This is a genomic window from Antrihabitans spumae, from assembly GCF_043944905.1.
Taxonomy (GTDB): Bacteria; Actinomycetota; Actinomycetes; order Mycobacteriales; family Mycobacteriaceae; genus Antrihabitans; species Antrihabitans spumae.
Window position 1 is genome coordinate 1,078 of sequence record NZ_JBIMSN010000043.1, and the last position, 13,778, is coordinate 14,855.

At 64.6% G+C, this 13,778-nt stretch carries 1 protein-coding gene (running past one end of the window); it reads right to left on the bottom strand.

Annotated features, from left to right (window positions below; genetic code table 11):
- Positions 1-13,778, bottom strand: the 3' end of a protein-coding gene (locus ACHIRB_RS10735) for a non-ribosomal peptide synthase/polyketide synthase (protein ID WP_395127686.1). 31,213 nt of this gene lie beyond the right edge of the window; the window shows 13,778 of its 44,991 coding nt (coding positions 31,214-44,991); its start codon lies off the right edge, out of view; it ends in the stop codon at positions 1-3.

Below are 13,778 nucleotides of genomic sequence, written 5' to 3' on the forward strand. Positions count from 1 at the left end.
CTACTGCAGAGACTCGCCGAAACCTTCCGTTACGTCGGTCCACACGGTCCGACCTTCCGACCAGCGGTCGACGTGTTCCTGATCGGCATCGCCCTCGGTCAGGACGACGACGGTCAAGTCCTCCAATCCATCCGGATCGGCGGACGCGAGGGCGACCGGAGGCAAGAAGGCGTGCGTCACCCATTCGTCGGCAAGCAGGTCGGCAAGACCGTCGGCATCGTTCGGGTCACCGATCACGGCAACTGCTCCGGATGTGGACGCGAGCAGGAACTCGACCAATGCACCGGGTCCGGCAGGCGGACCGACCAGCAACGTTCGCGACTCGTAGGTCACCTCGTACTTTTCACGTGCCCGTGATGCGAGCGATGCCAGTTCACCATGGCTGACAACCGTTCCAGCAGCATCGGTTCCGTCGACCACTGCCGCGGGGTGGACCGCAAGCAATGGCCGCAAGCGGTCCGCGTAGGAGACCGGATGCCCGGCGGCAGCGGCAACCTGCTCAGCCACCGCCGCATCGTCGATGACGAACCACTCGACCGAATCCGGCAGACCCGACCGAAGCGAACTGTCCGTCAGTCCGACGAGAGCGCCGGACGCACCGAGAACGGTTGCGAGTGCGTCCGCCGGACGTTGCGGATCGATCTGCAAGAATGCCGCACCCGTCTTCGCGATAGCCCACAGCGCTGTCACCGAATCAACCGACCTCGGCAATGCAACCGCTGCAACCGTTTCCGGTCCGAAACCACGCTCGATCAAGACACGAGCCAACTTCGACGAATCCTCGTCCAGCTCCTGGTACGAGATCTCGCGACCGTCCACCGCGAGTGCAGGTGCTTCCGGATCCTCTTCCACGATCTCGGCAAGCAGATGCGGCAGCGTCTGCGACGACAACTGCGCGCTGACATCGGGTGCCTGCTGAGCAGCCGAACCCGTGTCGCCGAGGATCGCGTTGCGTTCTGCTTCGCCGATGATCTCGACGTCGCCGACCAACCCGCTCGGATCCGCAACGAGTTCGTCGAGCACGAGCACGAGGCGAGCAGAAAGCGCATCGCCATCAGCTCGCGTGAACCTGCTCCCCTGATACTTCAGGGTCAGCTCGATCGTCGTGTCAGCGGTGACCAGCAACGTCAACGGATAGTGCGTCGCATCGCTGACGCCGACTCCGGTGACCGTCATGCCGTCGATCGAACTTGCCTGTGTCAGAGCATCTTTGTCGATCGGGTACGACTCGAACACCATCAACGTGTCGAACAGGACGCCGACTCCGGCTGCCCGCTGAATATCCGGTAGCCCGATGTAGTGGTGATCGAGCAGATCCGCCTGCTCACCCTGAACCCGCTGCAGCAGATCGCTGATCGAGACGTTCTCGTCGAGTTGTACGCGGATCGGGATCGTGTTGATGAACAACCCGACCATCGATTCGACGCCCGTCAGTTCGGCCGGTCGACCCGACACCGTCGCACCGAAAACGATGTCTTCACGACCGGTCATCCGGCCGAGCAGGATCGCCCATGCCGTCTGCACCAACGTGTTGACGGTGACGCCGACCGATGCGCCGAGCGCAGCAAGTTTCGCCGTCTTCTCTTCCGACAGTTCGGTGATGACCTTGCCGATCTCGGCATAGGTCTCCGCGCCACGAGCCGGCGCGGCGAGCAGCGTCGGCTCCGAGACACCGGCGAGCGCCTGCGCCCACGCCTGCAGCGAATCGTCCTTGTTGCGCGCCTCGAGCCAGGCGAGGAAGTTGCGGTACGGCGCAACCCGCGGCAACGCCGACGGATCACCCTGCAGCGCATACAACATCAGCAGATCACGCATCAGCAGCGGCATCGACCAACCGTCGAGCACGATGTGGTGGCTTGTGATCGCAAGGTGGTACGTCTGCGCCTCGGTCTTGACCAACGTGAACCGCATCAGCGGTGCAGCTGCCATGTCAAAATGCGTTGCCTGGTCCTGTGCCAGCAAACGGCGCAGCTCAGGCATCCGATCCTCGTCCGACAGCTTCGTCAGATCCAGCTCGCGCCAAGGCAATTCGACCTTATCGAGGACGACCTGCATCGATTCGCCACTTGCGTCGGTGACGAACGCGCTACGCAGGTTCGGGTAGCGATCGACGATTGCCTGTGCGGCAGTACGCAATCGAACGTTGTCAACCGTCCCGTTGAGGTCCAGCACCGCCTGCATCGTGTAGACGTCGACTGTCGACGCCGTCATCATCGCGTGGAACAACAGACCCGACTGCAACGGCGAGAGCGGCCACACGTCGCCGAGAGACGGGTACTGCTGCTCCCAGACCTCGATATCGGTCTGCGCAACGTCGACCAAAGGCAGATCCGACGGAGTCAGTCCACCGGCCTCGGTCCGACCGGCGTGCGTCGAAAGCGCCTCCAGCGCAGCGGTCCACAGATCTGCGAACTCGTGCACGTCCGCGCGCGAGATCAGTCCAGCGGGGAACGCGAAGCCCGCACCCAACCGCGGACCGTCCGGCCCGTCGCTGACGATGGCGTTGATGTCGATGACGCCGTTCGCAGGCATGTCGGCATCCATGTCGACCGACAGCTCACCGAGATCACCCGATGGGGCCCACCCGATATCGCGCAGTTCGGCAGGCACTTCGCCTGCGGACACGCGACCGAGGTAGTTGAAGCTGATCTGCCCGCCTGCAAGCTCCTTCAGCTGATGCGAGGTCGACTCGTTCAGGTACCGCAGCAGGCCGTAGCCGATGCCCTTGTCCGGCACCGAAAGCAACTGCTCCTTGACTGCCTTGACGGCGGTTCCAGCGGCAACTCCGCCTGCGAAGGCATCGGTGATGTCGATACCGGCGAGATCGAGGCGAACCGGGTAGGCGCTGGTGAACCAGCCGACTGTCCGCGACAGATCAGCACCGGGCACGACGCCTTCTTCACGACCGTGCGCTTCGAGCTTGATCAGCGCGGAACCCGTTGCGACGCCACGCGTTGCGCGCCACTTCTCGACGGCCATCGCGAGTGCGGTGAGAAGTCCGTCGTTGACGCCACCGCGGTACAGCGTCGGCAGTTCGGTGAGCAGCGACTGGGTCGCCGCCGTCGACAGCTGCACCTGCACCCGCTCGACGGTCGAGAACGTGTCCACCGTCGGATCGAAGGCACGATCGCCGAACAGCGGATCGTCGACGCCACCGACCGAGCGCCAGAAGGCGAGCTCGGCAACACGTTTCGGCGTTTGTGCCTCGTCGTGCAGCGCATGCGCCCAGCGGCGCATCGAGGTGCCGTTGACCGGCAGCACAACATTCTGGCCGGCATTCAGCTGCGACCATGCCACGGCGAAGTCCGGGATCAGGATGCGCCACGACACACCGTCGACGACGAAGTGATGCGCGGCGATGACCAGAATGCCGCTGCGCTCGGACCCGAAGTCCAACCACACGAACCGCATCATCGAGCCGGCGACCGGATCGAGACGACGCATCGCAGCGTCGAGTTCGGTCGTCGCAAGTTCGGTCAGCACGGCCTCGTCGATATCTGCCGGGAAGCTGACCCGATGGATCAGTCCGTCGACGTCGACCGACCCACGTTCGAGGGCCTCGAACGTCCAGCCGTCGTTTTCGAGCGTCAGCTGCGACCGGAGCACGTCGTGGTGATCGAACACGGCCGCAATAGTTTTCACCAGGGTTGCGCGGTCGATGTCACGCGGCAATCCGAGCGCCATCGACTGGGAGAACCTGTCGAACGAGCCGGAGCCACCAAGGATCGACGCCATGATCGGCGTCAGCGGGATGTCGCCGACACCGCCGCCTTCGAGTTCGACCAACTGTGTGGGCGCATCGTTCGCGTCGTGGCGCTTTGCCACCTCCGCGAGACCGGCAACCGTGCGCTGCTCGAACACGTCGCGCGGCGAGAACACCACGCCACGGGCCTTCGCACGCGACACAAGCTGGATCGACAGAATCGAGTCGCCACCGAGTGCGAAGAACGAGTCGTCGACACCGATCTGATCGACACCGAGCACATTGGCGAACACCTCGGCGATGATCGCCTCGACGTCCGATACGGGCGCCCGGAAATCACGCGGTGCCAGTACAGGTTCCGGCAGCGCCTTGCGATCCAGCTTGCCGACCGGGGTCAGCGGAATCTCGTCGAGGACGACGATCGCCGACGGCACCATATGCGACGGCAGCGCCTGTGCGGCGAACTCGGTGAGTGCGTCGGTGTCGATCGAATGTCCTGGCACCGGCAGTACGTAGGCGACGAGAATCGTTGCACCGGCTGCGGTTTCGCGACCGATGGTGATCGCGAAGTCCACGTTCGGATCCGCCGCGAGCACTGCGTCGATCTCACCGAGTTCGATGCGGTAACCGCGGACCTTCACCTGGAAGTCGCTGCGGCCGACGTATTCGAGCTCGAACGGACGCTCCGCAGTGGCATCGACAGCCACGTTCGGCGCCCACCGCACGACATCGCCGGTGCGGTACATACGAGCGCCTGGTTCGCCGTACGGGTTCGGGATGAACCGGTCGGCGGTCAGGTCCGGACGGTTGTGGTAGCCACGAGCCAACGCTCCACCCGCGAGGTACAGCTCACCTGCGACACCCGGCGGCACGGGATTGAGCCTGCCGTCGAGAACAAGCGCGGACATGCCGTGCACCGGAGTACCGATGGTGACCGGACGGCCGACTTCGAGCTGCGCGAACGAGGAGATGATCGTCGTCTCGGTGGGTCCGTAGCCGTTGAAGTACTTACGCCCCGGCTGCCACCTTGCGAGCAGTTCCGGCGTGGTGACGTCACCACCGACGGAGACGACCTCGAAGTCGGACAACCCCGCCGGGTCGACCGTGCCGAGGACAGCTGGAGTGATGATCGCGTTGGTGACACGTTCGGTTCGCAGCAGTTCGGCGAGGTCCGGCCCACCGATGATGGACGCGGGCACGATCACCAGCGTCGCGCCGATGTAGAACGTCGCAAGCCATTCGAGCACCGACGGGTCGAAGCTCGGCGAGCAGATGTGCAGGAACCTCGACTCGGAGGTGAGGCCGTACAACTCGGTCGCGAACTCCACCACTCCACCGAGACCGGCGTGGGTGACGGTGACGCCCTTGGGCAGACCCGTCGATCCCGAGGTGTAGATGACGTAGGCGGGATGGTTGCTCCGCAAGGGGCGCAACCGATCCAGATCCGAGACTGGATCAGCGGATTGCGCGTCACACAGTGCCGTCGTCGCAGGATCGTCGAGAACCAGCCAGTCGAGAGCACTCGGCAGTCTGTCGACGAAACCGCTTCCGGTCAGGCCGGTCACCGCGCCCGAGTCGGTGATCATGTGCAGCACACGATCCTGCGGGTAACTAGGGTCGACAGGTACGTGTGCGCCGCCGGCCTTGGTGACCGCCCACACCGCAGCGACCATCTCGTAGGACCGTGGGAAGGCAAGAGCAACAAGCTCTTCCGGACCGACGCCACGATCGATCAGCACTCGAGCCAACCTCGACGAGTACTCGTCGAGTTCGCGATAGGTGATCGAGCGCCCCTCGTAGCGGATGGCGACACCGTTCGGATTCACCTGTGCGCCTCGCGCGAGTGCGTCCGGCACGAGGTCGCGCACCATTACGTCGTCGGCGTGCACATCGGTGAGTCGGTCGAACTCGTCCGGGTCGAGAATTGTGATGTCACCGACCGGCAAAGCGGGTGCGGTGGCGAAGGATTCGAGAATCCTTACCAGTCGCTGCATCAGTGTGTCAGCAGCGTCGGAGGTGAACAGATCCTCGAAGTACTCGAGCCACATGTGGACCGTCGCGCCGGAGGTGATGCCGAGAGTGAGTGGGTAGTGGGTGTTGTCGTTGGAGCTGACACCGGTCACCGACATGTCGTCGATCGACTGTGCCTGTTGCGCCAGACCGGCCTCGTCGACCGGGTAGGACTCGAACACCGTCAAGGTGTCGAACAGTGCCCCGACACCGGCGATGCGCTGAATGTCGTTGAGGCCGAGGTAATGATGGGCGAGCAGATCTGCCTGCTCTCCCTGCAGCCGCGACAGGAACTGCTCGGTCGTCTCTTCCTCGATCAACTGCACGCGGATCGGCAGTGTGTTGATGAACAGCCCGACCATCGATTCGACGCCCGCAAGGTCGGCAGGCCTGCCGGACACGGTCGCACCGAACACGACGTCGTCGCGAGCGGTCATGCGGCCGAGCAGAATTCCCCACGCCGCTTGAATCAGCGTGTTCATCGTGACGCCCAACCGCGCGCCGAGTGCGGTCAATGTCGCGGTCGTCTCTTCGCTGAGATCGGCGACGACCTCGGCGGAGCGCGTGGAGATCTCTTGGCCCGGGTCGGCAGCAGCAAGGAGTGTCGGCTCCTCGAAGCCTGCCAACGCCTTTCGCCACTGTTCGCGCGACGCATCGGCATCCTGATCGCCGAGCCAGGCGAGGAAGCTGCGGTACGGCCGGACCCGCGGCAACACCGAGGCGTCGCCCCGAGTTGCATAGAGCACCAGCAGGTCCTTCATCAGCAGCGGTAGGGACCAACCGTCGAGCAGTACGTGGTGGTTGGTCAGCACCAACTTGTACGACGTGCCACCCGTACGGACCAGCGTGAACCGCACCAGCGGTGCAGTCGAGAGGTCGAAGTGCTTGGCCTGGTCGTCGGCCAGCATCCGGGCAAGGCGGTCCTGCACCTCGGCATGGCGACCACCGCGGACGTCGGTTTCACGCCACGCCACGTCGACGTGATCGAGAACGATCTGGACCGAATTGCCATCGTCGCCCTGCACGAAGACGGTGCGCAGGTTGTCGTAGCGATCCAGCACGCCCTGTGCGGCCGACCCCAGGCGTGCCGAGTCGACATCACCTTCGAGGCTCAGCACAACCTGCATCGTGTAGATGTCGAGCGATGCGTCGGCAAGCATGGCGTGGAACAGCAGGCCGTTCTGCAGCGGCGACAGCGACCAGATGTCCGAGACCGCGTGGTAACGCGATTCCCAGGCATCGATGTCGTGCTGTCCGACGTGCACGAGTGGCACGTCGGACGGAGTGAGTCCGCCTGCTGCCGGATCGTCGACGTGAGTCGCGAGCGCGGTCAGCGCCGTGATCCACAGGTCCGCCAGCTCCTGCACGGCTTCACGAGACACGGCGCCTGTCGGGAAGGCGAAGGACGCGTTGAGCGTCGCACCCGCCGCACCATCGGCGACGATCGCATTGATGTCGACCGTCTTGTTCGCGGGTTGGTCCGCATCACCGGGTGCTTCGATGTCGGCCAGGTCGGCGGCAGGCAGCCAGCCGAGGGCGCCGAGACCTTCAGGCACCTCGCCGGTGGACATACGGCCGAGATAGTTGAAGCTGAACTGCCCGGTTTCGGCCGAAAGCTGCTGTGCAGTGTCGGCATTCAGGTACCGCAGCATGCCGTAGCCCATGCCCTTGTCAGGCACGGCGAGCAACTGCTCCTTGACTGCCTTGATGGCAGCACCGGCGGCGGGGCCGCCTGCGAGCGCGCCGTCGAGATCGATTCCGGCAACGTCGAGGCGGACGGGGAAGACACTGGTGAACCAGCCGACCGTGCGCGACAGATCTGCGCCGGGCACAAGTTCTTCTTCGCGGCCGTGGCCTTCCAACTGCAGCAGCGTCGACGATTCGAACACGCCACGCTCGCGACGCCATTTCGCGACTGCAAGTGCGAGGGCAGTGAGCAGCCCGTCGTTCACGCCGCCGTGGAAACGCTCGGGGACCGAGGTCAGCAGCTTGGCGGTCACGTCGGCGGGCACCGAGATCTCGAGCCGTTCAACGGTCGCCAGCACGTCGACCGCGGGGTCGAACGCGCGCTCACCCAGCGTGGGATCGGGACCGTCGAGGATCGAATGCCATACGGGCAGTTCGTCGATCCGTGCGGCCGAACGCGCTTCGTCGGCAAGCGCATGTGCCCAGCGCCGCACCGAGGTCACCGGTGCGGTCAGTTCCGCGGTTGCACCCGCGGCGAGCTGACTCCACACAGTGACGAAGTCCGGCACCAGGATCCGCCACGACACACCGTCGACGACGACGTGGTGGGCAACGATCAGCAAACGCGAACCGGCCTCTGGCGTGACGAGCCAGACGAACTGCAACATCACACCGTTGTCGGGATCGAGTCGTCCAAGTGCCGAATCGAGAGCAGCAGACGCTTCGGCGACGACCGCAGGATCGTCTGTTGCGCCGGACAATTCGACGCGGGTAAGCAAGCTCCCGACGTCGACGCTGCCCGCCGGCAGGATCTCGAGACCTCTCCCCTGCTCGTCGTCGATCAAACGCGAACGCAGCACGTCGTGACGATCCACAACCGCGCTGATCGTCGCTTCGATGCCCGCGCGATCGATGTCCTCGGGCAGGTCGAGCAGCATCGTCTGCGCGAAACGTGAGTAACCACCGCCACGTTCGACCATCAGGTGACCGAACGGCAGCAACGGCGAGCGACCGATACCGCCACCTGGCAGCTCGGCGAGAACGGCAGCCGTCTCGGCACCGCCTGCGACAGCAACCTCGGCAAGCCCGGCAACGGTCTTGTGCTCGAACACGTCTCGCGGGGAGAACACAACCCCACGAGCACGCGCACGCGATACCAGCTGGATCGACAGAATCGAGTCGCCACCGAGTGCGAAGAACGAGTCGTCGACGCCGACCTGCGCCACACCGAGAACCTCGGCGAACACTGCGGCAATGACCTCTTCGGTCGCGTTGTCGGCGGCACGGAACTGCTGATCGCTTTCGAACACCGGCGCGGGCAACGCTTTCCGGTCGAGCTTGCCGCTGATGTTCAACGGGAATTCGTCGAGCACCAGGATCGCCGACGGCACCATGTATTCCGGCAACCTCGCACCGAGCGACGTTGTCAGCGCGTCGATGTCGACCGCTGCTCCCGGAGCAGGAACGACGTAGCCGACGAGCACTTCACCCGCGGCAGAATCGTTGCGCACCAACACGACCGACTGCGCGATGCGGTCGTCGGCAAGCAACGCTGCCTCGATTTCGCCGAGCTCGATACGGAGACCGCGCAACTTCACCTGGAAGTCGGTGCGCCCGACGTACTCGAGCTCGCCTCTGCGGTTCCACCACACGAGGTCGCCGGTGCGGTACATCCGCTCACCGGCAGCGCTCAGTGGGTTCGCGACGAAGCGGTCTGCGGTCAGGTCAGGACGGGCGACGTAGCCGCGCGCCAACTGCGTTCCGGCAAGGTACAACTCGCCTGCAACGCCGACCGGCACCGGACGTAGCCGCGAATCCAGCACGAGCACCTTGGTGTTCCACACCGGCACACCGATCGGGACGGTGCTCGAATCGGCTTCCGTCACTTCGTGATAGGTGACGTCGACGGCGGCTTCGGTCGGGCCGTACAGGTTGTGCAGTCGAGTCGACGGAAGTGCCGCGCGCATTCGCGCGGCGGTCTGCACGGGCAGGGCTTCACCCGAGGCGAACACCTGCCGCAGCGTGATCGAGTGCGACGCACCTGGGTACGCGACGAACACGGCAAGCATCGACGGCACGAAGTGCGCGGTGGTGACCGCGTTGGCCGCGATTACCTCGACCAGGTATTCGGGATCACGATGTCCGTCCGGTCGGGCCACAACCAGGGTGGCGCCGATCTGCAACGGCCAGAACAGCTCCCACACGGACACGTCGAACGTGACCGGTGTCTTCTGCAGGACGACGTCGGCCTTGCTCAGCTCGTAGGTGTCCTGCATCCACAGCAGTCGGTTCACGATCGAACCGTGCGAAACGGCGACACCCTTCGGCCTACCGGTCGAGCCGGAGGTGAAGATGACGTAGGCCGTGTTGTTCGGCTGCACCGGTGCGCGACGATCGGCGTCGGTGACCGCATCGGTCGAGTGCGAGCTCAGATCGACGGTGTCGAGTTCCAGCACAGCATCCGCAAAAGCGACATCGGGAATCGCAATATCGTCGCGTGCGGTTGTGAGCACCCTTACAGCCGATGCGGTCTCGAGGATGTGCGCGATTCGATCCGCAGGATGATCCGGGTCGACGGGCACGTACGCACCGCCTGCGGTCAGCACCGCGTAGATACCGACCATCATGTCGATCGATCGGCGCATCGCAACGGCAACAAGTGCTTCCGGTCCGACACCCTCGGCGATCAGCAGTCGGGCAACCTGATTCACGCGTGCAGCGAACTCTGCGTAGGTGAGTTTCTCGTCCTCGAACACGAGCGCAGTCGCCTTCGGGGTCGCGGCGACCTGCGCTTCGAACAGCGAGACCAGGTTCGCTGTCGGGTCGACGAAGTGATCGGTTGCGTTCCACCGCTCGACGACGCGTGCCCGCTCGACCTCGTCGATGATCGGCGCATCGCCGACCGCGAGGCCCGGTTCGCGAGCCATCGTCTCGAGGATTCGGACGAACCGCCGACCGAACACTGCGATTGTGTTCGCGTCGAACAAGTCCGTCGCGTAGGCCAACTCGACTGCCATGCCTGCAGGTGCGCCGTCGGCGTCGAGTTTCTCGGCGAGGGTCACCTGAATGTCGAACTTCGCTGTCCGAACATCGAAGTCGACCGCGGCGACCTCGAGGTCCGGCAGTTCGAAGGTCGTCGGCCCCAGGTTCTGGAAGGTGAGCATGACCTGGAACAGCGGGTGGCGCGCCTGCGACCGCTCGGGATTGAGTGCCTCGACCAACCGCTCGAACGGAACGTCCGCGTGACCGAAGGCCGACAGGTCGATCTCCCGAACGCGCCGCAACAGCGTGTCGAACGATTCGCCCGCCTCGATCTCGGTCCGCAGCACGAGAGAATTGACGAACATGCCGATCAGATCGTCGAGTGCCGCTTCACCGCGACCGGCCACAGGTGTGCCGATAGCGATGTCGGAGGTGCCGGACAGTCGTGCAAGCAGCACGGCGAGACCGGTGTGGACGACCATGAACAGGGTCGAATTCTGTGTGCGCGCAAGCTCGTTGAGCGAGGCGGTGAGCGTGGCGTCGACCTCGAACGTGTGCGCAGCACCGTCGTACGACGCGATCGCCGGACGTGGGCGGTCGCTCGGCAGGTCGAGCTGAGCCGGCAGCGCATCCAATGCCGTACGCCAGTAGGCGAACTGCTGGGCAATCACCGATTCCGGATCGTCCTCGGAGCCGAGCACGTCTCGCTGCCACAGTGCGAAGTCCGCGTACTGCACCTCTAGCGGTGCCCAGCCCGGCGCATCTCCCGCTGTGCGGGCCGAGTAGGCAATCATGACGTCCCGTGTCAGCGGACCCATCGAGAATCCGTCGGACGCGATGTGATGGACGACGACGACGAGCACGTGGTCGCGCTCCGAGATCTGCAGCAGCGCCGCGCGCAGTGGAACCTCGACCGTGGTGTCGAAACCGGTCGCGATGATTGCCGCGACTCGTTCGGCGATGGCCGTCTCGGTCACGGGTTCCGGAATGAGCTGCGGAACAGCCCCGGCCACAGGCACACTCACCTGATAGCCGGTGCCGTCGACCTCGGGGTAGATCGTGTGCAGCACCTCGTGACGACCCACAACGTCGCCGACAGCTGCCTGCAACGCTTCGAGATTCAGCGCACCGGTCAAACGAATCACGGCAGGGATGTTGTTGACACCCGACTCCGTATCGAAGCGGTTGAGGAACCACATCCGTTGCTGCGCAAGGGACAGCGGGACCCGCTCGGGCCGCGGCTGTGCGGTGAGCGCCTTGCGGCCGCCGACACCTGCATGTTGCTCGACCCGTGCAGCCAGCGCTTCGACGGTCGGCGCCTCGAAAAGCGACCGAACCGAAACCCGGGTGTCAAGTGCGTTGCCCAGCCGCGCGGCGACCTGAGTCGCCAGCAGCGAGTTGCCACCGAGTTCGAAGAAGTTGTCGTCCAAACCGACCCGAGCAGCACCCAGCAGTTCGGCGAAGATGCCGGCGACGATTTCCTCGATCGGCGTTGCCGTTGCGCGGAACGCCTTCGCCTCGAAGACCGGAGCAGGCAACGCCTTTCGATCCAACTTGCCGTTCGCGTTGAGCGGCAGTGAGTCGAGCACCATGATCGCAGCGGGCACCATGTACGAGGGCAACTCGGAGGCGACGGTCGTGCGCAGTGCTGCCGCGTCGACGTCCGTGTTTCCAGCCGGTACGACGTAGCCGACGAGCTGGGTTCCCGTGCGTGCATCCTCGTGTGCGACGACGACAGCCTGCGCAACCGAGACCTGTGCGGCGAGAACGGATTCGATCTCACCGAGCTCGATGCGGAAGCCGCGGACCTTCACCTGGAAGTCGGTACGGCCGACGTATTCGAGGGTGCCGTCGGCTCGCCACGACACGAGGTCGCCGGTGCGGTACATCCGCGATCCGCTGTGGCCGAACGGATTCGACACGAAACGGTCGGCGGTCAGATCGGCCCGGCCGTGGTAGCCGGTCGCCAACTGATCGCCCGCGAGATAGAGCTCACCCGCAACGCCCGCCGGAACCGGATGCAACCTGGCGTCGAGCACGTACACCTGGACGTTCCATTCGGGAACACCGATCGGCACGGCAGCGGCGACTACCTCGGTCACCAAGTGCGATGTGACGGACACAGCGGCTTCGGTCGGGCCGTACAGGTTGTACAGATCGCCGGCATTTGTTGCCTTGTAGCGCTTGGCAGTTGCGGCTGGCAACGCTTCACCGATGGCGAGCACACGTCGCAACGACGTCGTCAGGTGTCCGTCGGATTCCACCAGCAACGCTTCGAGCATCGACGGCACCGAATGCAGTGTCGTCACAGCTTCGTCGCGCATCAGCTGGTTGAGGTACGCCGGATCGCGATGACCGTCCGCGCTCGCGATAACGAGTCGCGAACCGGAAACCAACGCGGACCAGAACTCCCACACCGATAGGTCGAACGTCGCGGCCGTTTTGAGCAGCACCGCGTCGTCGGCGCCGAGCTCGAATTCCGCACGTTTCCAGACCAACTGGTTGACGATCGCGCCATGGCTCACCGAGACGCCCTTGGGGCGACCGGTGGAGCCCGACGTGAAGATCACGTAGGCGGTATTGGCGGGCAGCAGAGCACCGAGGCGTTCACTGTCGCGAATAGGAGCGTCATCGAGATCGGACAGGTCGACGACGTCGATCCGGACGATAGCTGCGACTCGGTCGGTGGTGAATTCGTCACGCGCCGTGGTGAGTACACAGATCGGTGCGGCAGTCTCGAGGATGTAGTCGGTGCGGTCGGCAGGCTGGTCGGGATCGACCGGTACGTAGGCGCCGCCCGCCTTCGCGACGGCATACATACCGACGACCAGATCGACCGATCGGCGCATCGCAAGTGCAACACGGTCCTCGGGTGTGACACCGGAGTCGATCAGGTATCGCGCGAGCCGGTTGACCCGAGAGTCGAACTGCGCGTAGGTAAGACGCTCGCCCTCGAAGACGACCGCTGTCGCGTCGGGCGTCGCCGCGACCTGGGCGTCGAACAACGACACCAACGTCGCCGGATCGACGTCGTGCTCGGTTGCGTTGCGAGCATCGAGCAGTGCAGCGCGCTCGGTGCTGTCGAGCAGATCGATGTCACCGATCACCGAGGTCGGGTCGGTCGTGATCGCGGTCAGGATGCGCACGAACCGATCGGCAAAACTTTGAACCGTCGACTCGTCGAAAAGATCGACAGCGTAGGTGATTTCGGCTGCGATCTCGCCGGGCGTGCCGTCTGCCGCTCGCTGGTCGGCGAGGGTGAACTGCACGTCGGTCTTGGCGAGTTGGGTGTCGAAGTCGACGACGCTGACATCGAGGCCGGGTAGGCGCAGCGCCGAGTCTGCGAGGTTCTGGAACGACAGTCCGACCTGGAAGAGCGGATTGCGGGCCGTCGATC